Origin of the sequence: Haloarcula sp. CBA1127 (genome assembly GCF_001485575.1) — an archaeon.
Taxonomy (GTDB): Archaea; Halobacteriota; Halobacteria; order Halobacteriales; family Haloarculaceae; genus Haloarcula.
Genome location: NZ_BCNB01000002.1, coordinates 44,532 through 60,407, shown reverse-complemented (window position 1 = coordinate 60,407; position 15,876 = coordinate 44,532). Strand labels below are relative to the sequence as shown.

At 63.4% G+C, this 15,876-nt stretch carries 17 protein-coding genes; 4 read left to right on the top strand and 13 right to left on the bottom strand.

Annotated elements, in window-relative coordinates:
* Positions 1-128 precede the first annotated feature (128 nt).
* Positions 129-326 (top strand): hypothetical protein, encoded by a 198-nt coding sequence (locus tag AV059_RS01365; RefSeq protein WP_058991624.1) that lies wholly within the window; start codon positions 129-131, stop codon positions 324-326.
* A gap of 119 nt (positions 327-445) precedes the next feature.
* Complete coding sequence (locus tag AV059_RS01360) at positions 446-1,780, top strand: 5'-deoxyadenosine deaminase (RefSeq protein ID WP_058991622.1); 1,335 nt, start codon at positions 446-448, stop codon at positions 1,778-1,780.
* A gap of 27 nt (positions 1,781-1,807) precedes the next feature.
* Here the strand turns inward: AV059_RS01360 and AV059_RS22670 are convergent, their stop codons facing one another.
* The 4 genes from AV059_RS22670 to yqeC form a co-directional block, all read right to left on the bottom strand.
* Positions 1,808-2,050, bottom strand: a complete 243-nt coding sequence (locus AV059_RS22670) for a hypothetical protein (RefSeq protein WP_058991620.1) — start codon at positions 2,048-2,050, stop codon at positions 1,808-1,810.
* Between the two features lie 172 nt (positions 2,051-2,222).
* Entirely contained in the window at positions 2,223-2,603 is a 381-nt protein-coding gene (locus AV059_RS01350; protein ID WP_005533442.1) for a Rid family detoxifying hydrolase, read from the bottom strand.
* 32 nt (positions 2,604-2,635) lie between these two features.
* Complete coding sequence (locus AV059_RS01345) at positions 2,636-3,253, bottom strand: nucleotidyltransferase family protein (protein WP_058991617.1); 618 nt, start codon at positions 3,251-3,253, stop codon at positions 2,636-2,638.
* Positions 3,254-3,295: 42 nt separating this feature from the next.
* Positions 3,296-4,081, bottom strand: coding sequence for a selenium cofactor biosynthesis protein YqeC (gene yqeC, locus AV059_RS01340; protein WP_058991616.1), 786 nt, complete (start codon positions 4,079-4,081; stop codon positions 3,296-3,298).
* 94 nt (positions 4,082-4,175) lie between these two features.
* Here yqeC and AV059_RS01335 point away from each other — a divergent pair, with 94 nt between their 5' ends.
* Together AV059_RS01335 and selD are read left to right on the top strand one after the other, a co-directional pair.
* Complete coding sequence (locus AV059_RS01335; protein WP_058991614.1) at positions 4,176-4,424, top strand: sulfurtransferase TusA family protein; 249 nt, start codon at positions 4,176-4,178, stop codon at positions 4,422-4,424.
* Between the two features lie 2 nt (positions 4,425-4,426).
* A complete protein-coding gene (gene selD, locus AV059_RS01330; RefSeq protein WP_058991612.1) occupies positions 4,427-5,467 on the top strand; it encodes a selenide, water dikinase SelD in 1,041 nt (346 codons plus the stop codon).
* Between the two features lie 17 nt (positions 5,468-5,484).
* Here selD and yqeB read toward each other — a convergent pair whose 3' ends face one another.
* The 9 genes from yqeB to AV059_RS01285 all read right to left on the bottom strand — a co-directional run bounded on the left by yqeB (position 5,485) and on the right by AV059_RS01285 (position 15,768).
* Entirely contained in the window at positions 5,485-7,065 is a 1,581-nt protein-coding gene (gene yqeB / locus AV059_RS01325; protein ID WP_058991610.1) for a selenium-dependent molybdenum cofactor biosynthesis protein YqeB, read from the bottom strand.
* Positions 7,062-7,307: a hypothetical protein gene (locus AV059_RS01320; RefSeq protein ID WP_004965490.1), complete on the bottom strand. Its 246-nt coding sequence runs from the start codon at positions 7,305-7,307 to the stop codon at positions 7,062-7,064. Before AV059_RS01320 ends, yqeB begins: the two co-directional genes overlap by 4 nt.
* 2 nt (positions 7,308-7,309) lie before the next feature.
* Entirely contained in the window at positions 7,310-7,663 is a 354-nt protein-coding gene (locus AV059_RS01315; protein WP_058991608.1) for a DsrE family protein, read from the bottom strand.
* Entirely contained in the window at positions 7,660-8,031 is a 372-nt protein-coding gene (locus tag AV059_RS01310) for a DsrE/DsrF/TusD sulfur relay family protein (protein WP_011222661.1), read from the bottom strand. The genes AV059_RS01315 and AV059_RS01310 overlap by 4 nt, the downstream gene beginning before the upstream one ends.
* Before the next feature lie 101 nt (positions 8,032-8,132).
* Positions 8,133-10,613: a xanthine dehydrogenase family protein molybdopterin-binding subunit gene (locus AV059_RS01305; RefSeq protein ID WP_058991606.1), complete on the bottom strand. Its 2,481-nt coding sequence runs from the start codon at positions 10,611-10,613 to the stop codon at positions 8,133-8,135.
* A complete protein-coding gene (locus AV059_RS01300; RefSeq protein WP_058991604.1) occupies positions 10,610-11,179 on the bottom strand; it encodes a (2Fe-2S)-binding protein in 570 nt (189 codons plus the stop codon). The genes AV059_RS01305 and AV059_RS01300 overlap by 4 nt, the downstream gene beginning before the upstream one ends.
* 126 nt (positions 11,180-11,305) lie before the next feature.
* Positions 11,306-13,756: a xanthine dehydrogenase family protein molybdopterin-binding subunit gene (locus AV059_RS01295; protein WP_058991602.1), complete on the bottom strand. Its 2,451-nt coding sequence runs from the start codon at positions 13,754-13,756 to the stop codon at positions 11,306-11,308.
* Complete coding sequence (locus AV059_RS01290; RefSeq protein WP_079990693.1) at positions 13,749-14,327, bottom strand: (2Fe-2S)-binding protein; 579 nt, start codon at positions 14,325-14,327, stop codon at positions 13,749-13,751. The genes AV059_RS01295 and AV059_RS01290 overlap by 8 nt, the downstream gene beginning before the upstream one ends.
* 208 nt (positions 14,328-14,535) lie before the next feature.
* The gene (locus tag AV059_RS01285; RefSeq protein WP_058991600.1) at positions 14,536-15,768 is read right to left on the bottom strand and encodes a Zn-dependent hydrolase; all 1,233 of its coding nucleotides are present in this window, start codon (positions 15,766-15,768) and stop codon (positions 14,536-14,538) included.
* Positions 15,769-15,876: the final 108 nt, after the last annotated feature.

The following is a 15,876-nucleotide window of genomic DNA, read 5'->3' as shown; positions in this document are numbered from 1 at the left end:
CTGTGGCGTATTTCTCCACCCCCGGGGGTCGCAAATCTCTCCCAAGTGAGACAGCCAACAGTACGAGCCACACGTGGTATTTTTGTGAGCAAAGCAGTTAACAGCTATACTCCGCGATTCTCACACCCATGCAGGCCGACCCCCAGGAGATAATCGACATCGGCGACAGGCTACTGTCGGAGTACCCCGAACTGTTTACTGAGCAGTACGAGACAAACACTCGTCTCGTTCAGCGACTCGCCAGCGTGGATTCGTTTCGTACCCAGACCCGCCTCACCAGATACATCACTCGTGAAAAACGGACACGGAACGGCTCGCAAAGCTGAGGTCACTGCCAAGCACACGCGACACACGGAGTGCCACACGTCTGTGGCCGGGTTGTCTGCACTCGGCGGTCGTCCCGATATGAGGACCTTCTTTATGTAGAGACCGTCTTGCAGGACGTATGCTACTCACTGGGACTGTCGTTGCGGATTCTGAGACCGTCCTGCAGGACGGGGCGGTCGTCGTCTCCGGGGACCGTATCGAGGCTGTGGGTCCACGTGCCGAACTCGAATCGCAGTACGCCGACCACGAACACCAGTCATACGACGTGCTGTTGCCGGGACTCGTCGGCGGCCACATCCACTCCGTACAGAGTCTCGGCCGTGGTATCGCCGACGATACGGAACTGCTCGACTGGCTATTCGACTATATTCTGCCGATGGAAGCCTCCCTGACAGCCGAGGAGATGGAGGTCGCGGCGAAACTGGGCTATCTGGAGATGATCGAAAGCGGGACCACGACCTGTATCGACCACCTCTCGGTCGCTCACGCGGACCGCGCCTTTGAGGCGGCAGGCGAAATCGGCATCCGGGGCGTCCTCGGGAAGGTGCTGATGGACCAGCGCTCGCCGGACGGTCTGCTGGAGGACACGCAGGCCGCACTGGAGGAGTCCGAGCGGCTCATTCAGCAGTATCACGGTGCCTACAACGACCGGATTCGGTACGCCGTCACCCCTCGTTTTGCCGTCTCTTGTAGCGAGGCCTGTCTCCGGGGGGTGCGCGAACTCGTGGACAAATACGACGGTGTCCGCATCCACACCCACGCCAGTGAGAACCAGAGCGAGATCGAGACGGTCAAAGAGGATACCGGGATGCGCAACATCCACTGGCTCGACGAGGTAGGTCTCACCGGCGAGGATGTCGTTCTTGCGCACTGCGTCTGGACCGACGAGAGCGAGCGCGAAGTCCTCGCAGAGACGGGGACCCACGTCACACACTGTCCGTCCTCCAACATGAAACTCGCCAGCGGTATCGCACCGATCTGGGACTACCGTGACCGCGGTATCAACGTCGCAATCGGCAACGACGGACCGCCCTGTAACAACACGCTCGACGCCTTTACCGAGATGCGACAGGCGAGCCTCTTGCAGAAGGTCGACCAGCTAGACCCGACGGTGACGCCGGCAGCCGAAATCTTCGAGATGGCGACGCGAAACGGTGCGAAAGCCGCTGGCTTCGAGGAACTCGGCGCGATCCGGGAGGGATGGCGCGCTGACATTGTCGGCCTCGATACGGACCTCACGCGGGCGACGCCGCTGCACGACGTGCTCTCGCATCTGGTGTTTGCGGCCCACGGAGACGATGTCCGCTTCACGATGATCGACGGGAACGTCCTCATGGAACACGGCGAGGTAACCACCATCGATGCCGAGGCCGTCCGCTCTCAGGCCTCGACGATGGGCCTTGAGATGGACCTCGAAGACGCGCGCAAGTCTGCACAGGAACAGAAGCCCTGACGCGGGCTGTTATCTCCCGTCTGACCGTCAGCCGAGCCGCGTCCGCAACTGAGATCCGAGCCAGTCGCTCGTGACGACCAGCGCAAACACGGCGAGGATGGCGGTCGAGCGTTTCCCGTACTGCAACCGCTGAATGGTGATGACGAGATCGTCAGGCGCTGTGCGGAGCTCGGTCTCGACGTCGAGTTCTGTCGCCAGATACGCCGCGAGTTCGGTGTTCTGTTCGATGGCGGTATCCGGGTCCACGTTGGGCACGACACCGACCGTCACGTCGGCATCGCTGTCCCTCCGAGACAGCCCGACAGCGAGAGCGCTGCCGCTGTTCCCAGGAATTCACGCCTCGTGGGTCGCATTACGCTGTGATACGAGTCGCCGGGCTTGAAAGTTGTGTGCGCCACATCCCGGCTGTGTGGCCCACGACAGCAGTGCGTGTCTGTCGGCCTCAGTCGCTCGTTGCGATTGCTTCGATTTCGACTCCCACGCCCTTTGGCAGGTTTGCGACCTCGACTGCGCTCCGGGCCGGCGGCTCTTCGTCGAAAAAGCCGGCATAGGTGTCGTTCATCGACTCGAAATCGTCGATGTCGTCCAGATAGACGGTCACTTTCAAGACGTCACTCATCTCCAGTCCTTCGGCTGCCAGCACCGCTTCGACGTTCGATAGCGCCTGTTCCGCCTGCGTCGCTATCGGTTCGTCGTCCAGCAGGTCGCCGTCGGGTGTCATCGGAATCTGGCCCGCGGTGAACACGAGCGAGCCGTTTGTCGTCGCCTGGCTGTACGCGCCGACCGCATCGGGTGCATCGGCCGTGCTGATGGTCCGTTTCATCAGCCGAGTGTTCCACCATCAGTGTCTTAAATTTACAGGCTGTCGCGGCGGTCCGTGAACTCGGTGAGATCAGCATCAGTGTCGATATCCCAGTGGACGCCGGGGTCCTCGACCTCGATGAACGCTGTCCGCTCGGTGGTCTCGATGATATCTCGACCGCCGCGGTCCCCGGAGACTGAGGCGAGCGCATCGAAATGGCAGTCGCCGAACAGCACGGGATTGCCTCGCACCCCCTCGTGTTCGGGAACCACGATAGTTGCCGTCCCTGTACGGTACGCTTCGAGTAGTCGCTCGATAGTTTCGGCCCGGACGAAGGGCATATCGCCCAGCAGGAACAGGGCGGCGTCCCAGTCGGATTCCTGTGCATAGTCGACTCCATGTCGAACCGACGCACTCTGGCCGGTCGCGTACTCGTCGTTATGCTGAACCGAGAGCGAGAGGCCCTCCAGCGCCTCAGCGACGGCCACGCCCTCGTATCCGAGGACGGCGACAACGTCCGATAGCGATGACTCACAGGCGGTTTCGGCTACGTGTCGAACGACTACCGTCCCGTCGACAGTCGCTAGCAGTTTGTTACCCGACTCGTACCGCGAACTCTGCCCAGCGGCGAGGATAACGCCGCCGACTTTAGTCCGACGCTGGCTGCTCATGCTTCCCCTCGTCTCGCAACAATACCGGCCGTTTCCCCGGATTCAGTCATCGGTGGGCCCCTCCTGCACGTCTGCCGCTGAGACCACTTCACAGACATCTGATTTGAACGAAGTGATGACGCCCCGAGAACACCGCTCTGTCTGTGAAAGTGCGTGTGTGAGAACGTCTCTGGCGGTATGCTGCTGTGTTTCGGCATCCGCTTTGTTGACTAGCGGTATCACAGATGCCTCAGCTGGTGCGTTTCGGAGGCCGCCGTCGGGATGTGTGAGCACTGTCCCGACAGCTGTCGCAGTGATCGTGTCGCCCACACGAAGGCCGGTGATATCCGCGACCAGCTTCGGTCGATGGACCACGTCCGACGTCAGCGCTTCACCGACGGCGGTGACCGAGGCGACCGGGACGACGTGGCTGGCTGTGCTCGGAACGACTGGCTCCCCATCGCCAGGCGATTTGAACTCACGCTTGCGTGCCCCGTCAGCCTTTATCAGCAGCCAGTCGAACAGTCCGACTTCGGATAGCTGTTCCACCACACTCGCCTCGAATCCGCGAACCTTCCGGTCGGCTCGCGCCGGGTCGGCTACCTCCTCGCGAGCAACGGCAACCGGGGGGTCGTGTGTTTCGAGGTCGGCACGCCACTCGTCCGGGCCAGTGAGCGTCAGCGGCAGGTCAGGCGGCGGTGGCATCGCTGTCGTTGTCGTGTAACCCACGTCGTACCCCTGGTCAGTTCCCTCGACCGTCAACTGTCCCATCGCAGTTTTCTTCCCACCGGCCCCGACGAAGGCGACAGCGGCGCTGGAACCCAGGCCCAGCGCAGCAGCCAGATCCATACGCTCGCTCCGCGCAAGACACACAAATAGCTTACCGGGGCAAGGACGTGTGGCGCCGATAGCGTTTTTGTGATCTAATGGCACACGTACCGGTATGGCTCGCGTAGACGTTCGTGGTGAAATCTGTCCCCGGCCGGCACTCATTGTCCGGCAAGCGCTTTCGGACCTTGATACCGACGAGACGCTCGTCGTTCGAGGCGATTACCCGCCGGCCGAAGAGAACCTCCGGCGGATGTGTACGACTCACGGTATCGACGTGACAACCGCGGAGACCGCTGGCGAGTCCGACGAATTCGAACTGGAACTTCGGGTGACCGAGATGGCGTCACTATCGGAGGCCTGAGTGTGGGGCCCGACGGGGCGACTGACGATGACGACGAGACGGCGCGGCTGACGGAGTATACGGAACTCCACGGCTGTTCGTGTAAAGTCGGCCAGAGCGACCTCGATTCGCTGCTCGCCGATGCCGGCCTCACCGGTGAGAGCGACGCATTGCTGTTCGGCATCGGCGAGGACGCCGCTGCGCGGAAACTCACTGACGACCTCGCGCTGGTTTCGACGGTGGATTTCTTTACACCTATCGTTGACGACCCGTACGACTTCGGCCGTATCGCCGCCTGCAACGCCGCCAGCGATGCGTTCGCCACGGGTGCGGTGGAGAACGTCGACTGCTTGGTCGTTCTCGGCCTCCCGCGAGAGCTAACCGAGAGCGCAGCGCCGATTCTCGCCGGCATGGCCGACGCGCTGGACGCGATGGACGGCGTCATCGCCGGCGGCCACACCATCATGAGTCCGTGGCCCTTCGCTGGCGGCGCCATCTCAGCGACGGCGCGTCCCGACGCTCTCCTCACATCGCAGGGAGCCAGTCCTGGCGACCGGCTCTACCTGACCAAACCGCTCGGGACACAGCCGGCTATGGGGGCGACCCGCGTGACTGACGACCAGTTCGTCGAGACAGTTACCGACGCCACTGACCGGCCGCTTGAGACAATTGCTTCGGAGGCTATCGCGTGGATGACCACACCGAACCGGGACGCAACAGTCGCGTGCCGCGAATACGCGACAGCTGCGACTGATATTACCGGCTTCGGCCTCGTCGGGCAGAGCCGCGCGGTGGCCGCCCGCTCGAACGTCGGTATCGAACTAACGCACCTCCCGGTCATCGCAGGAACGCCTGCCCTCTCGACGCTTTTCGGATACGGGCTGACTGCGGGCGAGAGCGCGGAGACCAGCGGGGGACTGTTCGTTTCTGTTCCCCCGACTGCGACTGACGCCGTCGAAGCGGCGTTCGACGACGCCGGCGTGTTCTACCGTGCTGTCGGGCGTGTTACACCCGGACGCGGTGTCTCGCTTGCGGACCCGACTATCGAAGAAGTCAGCCGCTAACGTCGAGTAGGAGCCTTCTACCGCAACCGGAGCACTGCCTCCAGCACGCCGCCGCCGAGGCACAGCGCCTTGTCGGAGATTTTCGTCGGGTCGACAGACTCGCCACGAGGGTCGACATCGCCGAGTTTGGTGCTCTCACTGACGCCGAGGCCGCCGTGAACTAGGCCGCGAACCAGTCCATCTATCTCGGTTTCGACCGGCCGGTCGCCGACGGTGCCGACCACGTCGCCGGCTGTGACACTATCGCCGATGGCGACCGCCGGGGTCCATTCACCGTCGGTCGGGGCGCGAAGCACCCGCTCGTGGGTGTAGCCGCGCCGCTCGCCGGGCTCGCCGTCGTACTCGCTCGCTGTCCCCTCGTAGAACACGCGGCCAAGTTCGTGCCCGCGGTCGGTCTCGACGACCGCGTCCACGTCCTCGCCGGCCTCGAAACCGGGCCCCATCCCGACCACCACGTCGGCGTCTTCCCGGCGCGTACCGGTGTCGAACGCCCCTTTTGCCATAACCGCGTCGACGAGGACCGCCGCGTCGAAATCGTCAGCGACAGTCGCCTCTGGGTCGACAAGTACCGGCACGACATCGTCGGCGAGCAGTTCGAGCGCCTCGTCGATGTCCGCTGCTGCACGGCCAGTGACTCCTTCGACTTCCACCTCGTCTTCGTACAGCGCCGCGCCGAAGGCGACCGCCCGCCGGACGACTGTCGGCTGTTCGACTTCGGTGACGATGACCGGAAAGCCGGCCTGTTGGAGCCGATAGACGACGCCGCTCCCGAGGTCGCCGCCGCCGCGAACGACGACCAAGTCGTCGAGGTTCAGACGTGTCGCACGCGCACCGGTAGCGTCGTGGCGGTCCATGGTGACCTCGGCGAGAATCGAGAGCGCGACGGCGGCCGGTCCGCTCCCGCCGAGGTCGAGTCCCACCGGCGTCCGGACCCGGCTGAGGTCCCGACGGGCGTAGCCCGACTCTGCGAGCGAACCGAGCACGTGGTCGGCCTTCGTCTCGCTGGCGACGAGGCCGACGTAGCCAGCCTCGCCGTCCAGCGCTGCGGCGACGGCAGCCTGATCGAACGTCCCGCTTCGCGTTGCGACGGCTACGGCAGTCTCGGTTCCCATCGGCAGGTCACTCAGCGCCTCACCGTAGTCGCCGTGAATCACGTCCGTCTCGTCGGGGAACTGCGCTGGGTCGGCATATGCCTCGCGGTCGTCGACCACGGTGACGACGTAGCCCAGTCGCTCCGCCAGCGGGGCCAGTTCGGCGCTGATGTGGCCGCCGCCGGCGATGTAGAGTCGGGCCTGCCCGCGGACGCGGTCGATGAACACGTCCATCTCGCCGCCACAGACCATGCCCGTGTTGCCGCCGCGTTCGAGTTCGTACGTCTGGACGCCGGGGTCGTCGGCTCCCGAAAGCACCGACCGGGCGTCCTGTACGGCGAGGTGCTCGACCGTGCCGCCGCCAATAGTCCCGTATTCACCCTCGCCGGTGACGATCATCTTGTCCCCCACATCCCGCGGTGCGCTGCCGTCCTTGCGGACGATAGTCAGGAGCGCCGCCGGCTCTCCCTGTGCGGCCAGTTCGTCGAGTCGTTCGAACAGGCTCATACGAAGCTCTTGACCTCCTGTTCGACCAGACGCTCGACTACGGCGTCGTAGGATATCCGGTCGATGTCCGGCGGCAGCGAGACACCACGCACAGCCACGTCTCTCGCGACCGCTGAGACGGGTGCGTCGATATCCGGTGTGAGGTAGACGCCGTCCTGAATCAGGACGACGTGTGCCTCGGGGTCGCCGGCGGCGGTACGCAGTCCGATTTCTGCCATCGGTTTGTCGATGAGATACAGCATTGTCAGAAGTCCAGTGTTCTGTCGGCGTCGCGGATGCGGGCGGTGACGCGGTCGTTGGACCAGACCGCCACGTCGTCGGCGATTTCGCCCTCATCGACGCCGCGCTCAGCCATCGCTGCCCCGTCCGCGACCATCTGTCCGTCCTGTTCCTCAAGGTCGGCGACGTGTCCGGTCATGTTGAGCGCCTCGCGGTCGACAGCATCCCGAGCGCCGTACACGCCGTCCTGCGTAAATATCACGGTCACGTCGTGCATATCGAAGCCAGCCGCGACGCCACGGGCGGCGCGCAGTCCCTCCGGAACGTGGACTCGGCCGTACGGCGCACGGGTGAGCAGTACCACGACATCTCGCTTCATAACGAAACCACCCGGTCGGCCTCGCCGATGATGTCCGCGAGGTCCGGAAGCAGCCCGACTTCGACGCCCTCGGGGTAGTCGGCGGGTGCATCGATTCCGCGTGCGTCGACACAGAGCCCACAGCAGATGACCTCCGCGCCGTCCGCGATGAGCTCCTGAAACTTCTCGGTCGGCATCTCGTCGTACAGCCCGCTGTCCGAACAGCCGGGTAGGGTCTGGTCTGCGACGGGGACGAGCGCGCCGTCGAGGTAGTGGAAGTAGCTCACCTCGTGGCCCTGATCCAGTGCCGCCCTCCCCAGCTCGTAAGCGGTGCGCCACCGCTCGCTGTCGAAGGGACCCCCTGTCAGCAGAAAGCCGATGTACGCCATACTGTCGGAATTTCGGTGAACCGGTCTTAATAGTTTGCCTGACACACGAGCAAGCACTCTGGGTGTGGCACTTTTCGGCAAAATACCGACCGTTCGGTAACTTATTTTCCGGCACCGGACTGGTCGTCCAGTGCCGCCATTAGGTCCGCCGCAGTGAACGGCAACTCGGTCAGCCGAACGCCGACGGCGTCGCGGATGGCGTTTGAGAGCGCCGGCGGCACGCCGTTCGTCGGAAGTTCCGCGATAGACTTCGCGCCGAATGGACCCGTAGGTTCGTGTGTTTCGACCAGAATCGTCTCCATTTCGGGGTGGTCCGTCGTCCTCGGCATCCCGTACTGGCGGAAGCCGAGCACGTCTGGATTCCCGTCCTCATCGAAGGTCAGGTCGCCGCTCGTGGCGTATTCGAGGCTCATGTGCTCGCCGCCCTCTATCTGGCCTTCGACCAGCGCGGGATTGATCGCGACGCCGCAGTCGGCCGCAAACACCAGCTTGTTGAGTTCGTACTTGCCGGTCTCCGTATCGACAGTCACGTCGACGAACTGCGCACCGTAGGGCGGCGGGCTTTCGTCGGTCGAGTGGTTCCCGTCCCCGAGGATATGCTCGCGTTCGTCGTCGCCGTAGGTCGCTTCGTAGCCGATGTCCTCCAGCGATACGCGGTTCCCGGTCCGCTCGCTGTACACGCCGCCGTCGCCGGTGTCGAGCACGTCCGGTGGCTCGCCGAGCAGTTTCGACCCCCACTCCAGTAACCGCTTTTTGGCGTCCTCGGCGGCGTTCTTTACCGCGCGGCCGCTGATGTATGTCGTCGAAGAGGCGTACGCGCCGTAGTCGAACGGCGTCAGGTCGGTGTCGGCTGCGATGACGACGACATTCTCTGGCGTACAACCGAGTACCTCGGCGGCAATCTGGGAGAACATCGTGTCCGCGCCGGTCCCGGTGTCGACGCCGCCGACCTGCAGGTGGAAGCTCCCGTCCTCGTTCATCTGTACCTGCGCCGCACCGAGTTCCTTCCCCGCGACACCGCTCCCCTGGGCGATGAGCGCCATTCCGACGCCGCGGTGCAGATGGTCTTCGTCGGGTTGTTCGAGGCCGTCGTAGCCGATAGCATCCTTTCCGCGTTCGACACACTCCCGGAGGCCACACGAGCGAATCGTCCGGGTGAACCGGTCGCCGTCTTTCAGAATGGCGACGCTCCGGTCGAGGTCGCCCTCGCGGACCGCGTTCCGCAGGCGGAACTCGATGGGGTCGAAGTCGAGGCGACGGGCTACCTCGTCCATGTGCGCTTCGACGGCAAAATGCCCCTGTGGCGCGCCGTAGCCCCGCATGGCTGCCCCCATCGGGAGGTTCGTGTGGACCACATCCCCTGAAAAGCGGACGTTCGGGACCCGGGGGTAGAGTGGAAGCGGCTTCGTTCCGACGTTGTTCGCGACGGTCATGCCGTGGGTGCCGTAGGCCCCCGAGTTCGACAGCGTGTAGAGGTCCATCGCCTCGATGTCGCCGTCGTCCGTCACTGCGGTCTGCATCTGCATCTGCATCGGATGCCGAAAGCGAAGCGCGGTGAACTCCTCCTGACGGCTCATCTCCAGTTTGACTGGCCGGTCGGCCGCCAGATGCAATGCGAACGTTATCGGCTCGATTGCCATCTCCTGTTTTGACCCGAATCCAGCGCCGATACGCGGTTTCTTCACCCGCACGTCACGGATAGGCACGTCGAACAGGTGCGCTATCTGGCGACGGGTATGAAACGGGACCTGCGTTGCCGTAATGAACACGTGCCGGTCGTCCTCGTCGGTGTAGGCAATGGTCGTATGCGGTTCGGGAACGCAGTGAGACTGATACGGTGTCTCCCACTCCGTCTGGATGACGTGCCGTCTCTCGTCGTCGCTCGCCTGCTCAAGTGCCTCCGCTACGTCACCGAGTTCTCCTTCGAAGTGCGATTCGAGGTTTCGGCTGTAGTCCGCGCCTGACTGCTTGTTTTCTACGTCATCAGCCTCGAACAGTTGTGGTGCGTCCTCGTCAAGGGCTTCTTCGGGGTCGAATACGGCATCCAGCTCCCGGTACTCGATCTCGATTTTCCGTGCGGCGCGGTCGGCCGTTTCCGGGTCGTCAGCCGCCACGGCAGCGACCGGGTCGCCGACGAAACGGACGTGCTCGCGCAACACTTTCAGGTCCCACGGGCTCGGCTCGGGATAGGACTGGCCCGAACTGGAGTACAGTTTGTCCGGAACCACGTCGTCGAACGGCGTGATGACGGCGTCGACGCCATCCATCGCCTCGGCGGCGCTCGTGTCGACCGATTCGACGTAGCCGTGGGCGATGTCACTGCGGACGACCTTCCCATGGGCGAGGTCTGGAAACCGGTCACGGTAGTCCGCCGTGTAGCGGGCTTGTCCGGTGACGATTTTCCGTGCGTCGTCTTTCTCCTCATCCACCGAGATGGCATCGCGCTCCGATTCGGGCTTCCGGTCGGGTTCGCGTGCCGCGCCCGTCTCTGACTCCCTGCCGGCTTCGGCCGGGTCCGATTCCGTCCTCTCTGTCCCTTCGGGTTGCTTGCTCGTCTCCCGTACCCGGTCGGAATCGCTCACTGATTGCCCTCCATGCAATCGCAGTCGTTGCGTGAACACTCGGTCACCGTGGCGGCCCCGCCGCCGCTATCCACTGCCTGCCCACCGTCGGCGGCGACGGCTGTGTCGCTGTCCATCCGCTCGGCGGCGTCTAGCACCGCTTCGACGATTTTCTTGTAGCCGGTACACCGACAGAGGTTGTCCGACAGGGCTTCCCGGACCTCCTGTTCGGTCGGGTTCGGATTCGTCTCCAGCAGCGCCGTCGAGCGCATGATCATCCCCGGAATACAGAAGCCACACTGTAGCGCAGTGTTGTCGACGAATGCCTGTTGCACCGGATGCAAGTCGTCCTGTTCGCCCAGACCTTCGATTGTCTCGACGGATGCGTCCCGCACTTTCGTCACCGGTTCGACGCAGGATTTCACCGGCTCGCCGTCGACGTGGACCGTACAGAAGCCGCACGCGCCGGTGTTACACCCCCGTTTCGATCCGGTGTACCCGTTCCGCCGAAGGACATCGAGAAGCGAATCGGACTTCGATGCTTCGACAGTCCGTTCCACACCGTTAATTTCTAGTTCGATTTCCATATGACTCATCAGCTCGCTGGCTATGTCAGCAACGTGACTAACAGAACGGTAAATAGCTATCGCGGATTTGTGATATGGCACGCCGACACACCGGCACTGTAGCCGTGACTGTCCACGCGCTCCGATTCAGATTTCACGCTCGTCCAGTTTTGCCCTGATTTTCTCGGCGGTGATGGGCATCTCCCGGATGCGGACGCCGACGGCGTCACGGACGGCGTTTGACAGCGCCGGCGGGACTGTGTTGGTCGGAACTTCGGCGACCGATTTTGCGCCAAACGGACCGGTCGGTTCGTGTGTCTCGACCAGAATCGACTCGATGGGCGGCGTCTCGGTCGCCGACGGCAGTCCGTACTCGTCGAAGTCAGCGACCTCCGCCCGTCCCTCGTCGTCGAGCGTGATGCCGTCGCTGACGGCCATCTCGTAGCTCATGTGGTTCGCACCCTCGATCTGGCCTTCGGCCATGCCAGGGTTGATCGCGACACCGCAGTCGACCGCGACGACCAGTTTGTGGACCTCAAACTCGCCCGTAGTCTCGTCGACTGTCACGTCAGCGAACTGTGCAGCGAAGGGCGGGGGACTCTCCTCGGTGCAATGGGTTCCTTTCCCCAGGATGTGTTCGCGTTCGTCGTCGCCGTAGGCGGCCTCGTAGCCGATGTCTTCGAGTGTGACCGAATCGCCGCTGCTCTCGCTGTACACCGTCCCGTCGCCGGTCTCCAGCTTCTCGACTGGCTCGTCTAGCAGTTTTGCTCCCCAGTCGAGAATCCGTGCTTTCGCGTCCTCTGCGGCCTTCTTGACGGCCATCCCACTGATGTACGTCGTCGAGGAGGCGTACGCGCCGTAGTCGAACGGCGTCACGTCTGTATCGGAGGATTTGACGATTATGTCGTCCTCGTCACAGCCCAGTACTTCGGCGGCGATCTGAAGGAACGCTGTGTCAGCGCCCGTCCCGATGTCGACGCCGCCGACCTGCAAGTGGAAGCTCCCGTCCTCGTTCATCATTATCTGGGCGGCCCCGAGTTCGTCGCCAGCGACGCCAGTCCCCTGCGCGGATAGCGCCATCCCGATGCCGCGGTGCAGGTGGTCCTCGTCGGGCTGTTCGAGGTCATCGTAGCCGATAGCGTCCTTTCCGTGCTCGATGCACTCGTCGAGGCCACACGAGCGGATACGGCGGTTCGCCCCCTCTCCGCCCATCATCCCCGCAATCTCGTCGAGGTCGCCAACTTCCATGTGGTGTCGCCGCCGGAATTCGATGGGGTCGAGACCGAGGTCGCGGGCCACTTCGTCGAGATGCCCTTCCAGCGCGAGCGTGCCCTGTGGCGCGCCGTAGCCCCGCATCGCACCGGTCTGTGGCGTGTTCGTATGGACGATATCGGCCTCGAAGCGGGCGTTCGGGACCTTCGAGTACAGCGGCATCGGCTTGCTCCCGACGTTGCCGGCGACGGTCATGCCGTGGCTGCCGTACGCGCCGGTGTTCGACAGGGCGTAGATGTCGATAGCTTCGATATCGCCGTCGTCGGTCACGGCCGTCTTCGCTTTGACTTTCATTGGGTGCCGCGAGCGCATCGCGTAGAACTCCTCCTCGCGGCTGGCCTCGTACAGGACCGGGCGGTCGGTGGCGAGTGATAGCGCGAGCGGAATCGGTTCGACGACCATCGCCTGTTTCCCGCCGAATCCGCCACCGACCCGCGGCTTCGTCACCCGGATGTCACGGATCGGGATGTCGAACAGGTGGGCGAGCTGTCTCCGGGTGTGGTTTGGTACCTGCGTACTGGTGATGAGGACGTGGCGGTCGTCTTCATCTGTGTACGCTAACGAGGTGTGCTTCTCGACGTTCGCGTGGGACTGGCGAATCGTCTCCCACTCGGTTTCGTGGACGTGGGTGTTGCCGTCGAGCGCCCCGTCCACGTCGCCCAGTTCGCCCCCGATGTGAGCCATTCGGTTGCGGTCGTAGTCGTGGCCGACGATCTCGTTTTCGACCTCGCCGTCCTCGAACAACTGCGGTGCGTCTTCGTCGAAGGCCGCCTCCGGGTCGGTGACGTAGTCGGCCTCTTCGTAGGACACCTCAATAGCCTCGACGGCGGCAGTCGCGGTCGCCCGGTCTTCGGCTGCGACAGCAGCAATCGGGTCACCGATGTAGCGGACGTGCTCGTTCAGCACGTGCATGTCCCACGGGCTCGGTTCGGGATAGGACTGTCCGGCGCTGGTGTATTTCGCGTCCGGCACCGCGTCGGATTCCGGTGTCAGGACCGCTTCGACGCCGTCAATCGCCTCGGCCGCGCTCGTGTCGATGTCGGTCACCCGGCCGTGGGGGATTTCGCTCCGGACGACTGCTGCGTACGCGAGGTCGGGATACCGCTCCTCGTAGTCGGCGGTGTACTTCGCCTGCCCGGTGACGAGCTTTCGATCGTCGTACTTCTCCGTCCGGTGGGAGACGCTGTCGCGCTCGTCGGGGGCCTTGTCGTTGTTCTCAGGTTCGTCCCATTCGAGCGGGTGCTCCTCGAACCGTTCGTCTTCGACAGTCTCTGACTGTGAGGCCGTGCCGCCGTCGGCTTTGGCTGTCTCGTCGTCGTTACTCATCGCAGTCACCTCCACAGCAACTGGTCGATTCGTCTCCATGTGTCGGCGCACTGACCGGGTGGCCGCCGTCTGCGGCGACAGACTGCTCCCCCTGCATTCGCTGTGCTGCGTCCAGCACGGCTTCAACCGGTTTCTGATAGCCGGTGCAGCGACAGACGTTGTCGTCTAACGCCTCCCGAACCTCCCGCTCGGTTGGGTCGGGATTCGAATCCAGCAGCGCCACCGCCTGGATTACCATGCCCGGAATACAGAATCCGCACTGGACGGCAAAGTTGTCGACAAACGCCTGCTGAACCGGGTGCAGGTCGGCCTGTGTCCCAAGCGCCGCGACGGTCTGTATCTCACTCCCGTCGGCGTCTGTCGCCTCCATCTCGCAGGCCATCCGCACGTCCCCATCGACGAATACCTTCGATGCACCGCAGGTCCCGCCGTCGCAGCCACATTTTACGTCGATGTAGCCGTGCTGTCTCAAAACCGTCGCCAGGTCGTCTCCTGACCCGGCTTCGACTATCGTCCGCTCGCCGTTAATTGTGAGTTCAATATCCACAGCGTTCCCTCCAGTTTTCGGCATGCATTACGAACACACGCCTGTTAGTGAACAGGTGTGCAACACCATCTCATATATGTATGGTTCACAGGTGTTGATCGCACTGTTGCCAGACGAAGTTACGGGCATGGGCCACCACAAGACAACTGGATGACACAGGTGCGACAGACGAGGTTGTTACTGTGTGACGTGTGCCATATGTGTGGTATTCACTCGCTAAAAACTGAACAGTTCACTCGGCGGCCTTCGCCTGCACGGCGTTCAGCAGTACCTCAGTCCCGGTGACGATGTCATCCCATTCGGTGAATTCGCTCTCGCGATGGCTGATCCCGTCGACGCTCGGAACGAAAATCATGCTCGTCGGGGCTATCTTGTTGAGGTAGTTCGCGTCGTGGCCTGCGCCGCTGACCAGTCGCGTGTACTCACAGCCGACCGTCTCGGCGGCCTCGACGACCGTGTCTATGCAGCCCTGATCGAACGGGTCCGCGTCGACCCGCATTATCTCCTCGATCTCGTATTCAAGCCCTTCGCGCAGGGCTGCGTGGGCGACCTCGTCCCTGATCTGCTCGACGGCCGCATCGACCACGGCGTCGTCGTACGCGCGGAAATCGAGCGTGAACTCCACCGTCTCAGGGATGACGTTGATGGCGTTCGGCCACACGTCGACGCTGCCGACCGTCCCGACGAGATCCGTTCCTTCGGTCGCTGTGATCCGCCGGACCGCACGGGTCACGTCTGCCGTCGCCACGAACGCGTCGTGGCGCATATCCATCGGTGTCGGCCCGGCGTGGTTCGCCTGGCCCTCGAAGGTGACGTTCAGCCAGGAAAAGCCGAACACGCCTTCGACAGCAGCGACTGGGATGTCCTGCTGTTCGAGAAACGGCCCCTGCTCGACGTGCATCTCGAAGTAGCAGTGGATGTCGTCGGCTTCGCAGGGAACATCTCCCTTGTAGCCGATGCGTTCGAGTTCGTCGCCGAACCGTCTGCCCTCCTTGTCCTCGCGCTCGTATGCGTAGTCGAGATCAAAAATATCACAGTAGACACCGCTGCCGAGCATATCCGGCTGAAAACGGACGCCCTCCTCGTTGCTCCAGGCGACAACCTCCAGCGGCCGTTCGGTTGTCACGCCGGCGTCGTTGAACGCCTCGATCACTTCCAATCCACCAAGGACGCCGATAACGCCATCGTACCGACCACCGTTGTACTGGCTGTCGATGTGGGACCCGAACAGCACCGGCGCGGCGTCGCCCTCTGTCCCGTCTCGGCGACCGAAGATATTGCCCATCGTATCGATACGGACCTCCAGCCCGGCCTCGCGGAACCACTCGACCAGTGTGTCGCGGGCCGCTTTGTTCTCGTCGGACAGGCTCGGCCTATTCACGCCGCCCCGTTCTGTCGCGCCTATCTTGTTGAACGTATCGAAGCGCCGTCTGAACCGCTCGCTATCGAGACTGATGGATGGCATTGGGTAGCTGTTCCGCGGTGTCGTCTTGAAGATTGTGTCGGGGCTGGCACCACACACACCGACAGACACGGTGTGGCACGCGCTCGCCCCCTGTCACACACGGGTGAG

Coding starts and splice junctions, on each gene's coding strand:
- AV059_RS01365 (WP_058991624.1), top strand. CDS start 129: ATGCAGGCCGACCCCCAGGAGATAATCGACATCGGCGACAGGCTACTG.
- AV059_RS01360 (WP_058991622.1), top strand. CDS start 446: ATGCTACTCACTGGGACTGTCGTTGCGGATTCTGAGACCGTCCTGCAG.
- AV059_RS01350 (WP_005533442.1), bottom strand. CDS start 2,603: ATGAAACGGACCATCAGCACGGCCGATGCACCCGATGCGGTCGGCGCG.
- AV059_RS01345 (WP_058991617.1), bottom strand. CDS start 3,253: ATGAGCAGCCAGCGTCGGACTAAAGTCGGCGGCGTTATCCTCGCCGCT.
- yqeC (WP_058991616.1), bottom strand. CDS start 4,081: ATGGATCTGGCTGCTGCGCTGGGCCTGGGTTCCAGCGCCGCTGTCGCC.
- AV059_RS01335 (WP_058991614.1), top strand. CDS start 4,176: ATGGCTCGCGTAGACGTTCGTGGTGAAATCTGTCCCCGGCCGGCACTC.
- yqeB (WP_058991610.1), bottom strand. CDS start 7,065: ATGAGCCTGTTCGAACGACTCGACGAACTGGCCGCACAGGGAGAGCCG.
- AV059_RS01320 (WP_004965490.1), bottom strand. CDS start 7,307: ATGCTGTATCTCATCGACAAACCGATGGCAGAAATCGGACTGCGTACC.
- AV059_RS01315 (WP_058991608.1), bottom strand. CDS start 7,663: ATGAAGCGAGATGTCGTGGTACTGCTCACCCGTGCGCCGTACGGCCGA.
- AV059_RS01310 (WP_011222661.1), bottom strand. CDS start 8,031: ATGGCGTACATCGGCTTTCTGCTGACAGGGGGTCCCTTCGACAGCGAG.
- AV059_RS01300 (WP_058991604.1), bottom strand. CDS start 11,179: ATGGAAATCGAACTAGAAATTAACGGTGTGGAACGGACTGTCGAAGCA.
- AV059_RS01295 (WP_058991602.1), bottom strand. CDS start 13,756: ATGAGTAACGACGACGAGACAGCCAAAGCCGACGGCGGCACGGCCTCA.
- AV059_RS01290 (WP_079990693.1), bottom strand. CDS start 14,327: ATGCCGAAAACTGGAGGGAACGCTGTGGATATTGAACTCACAATTAAC.
- AV059_RS01285 (WP_058991600.1), bottom strand. CDS start 15,768: ATGCCATCCATCAGTCTCGATAGCGAGCGGTTCAGACGGCGCTTCGAT.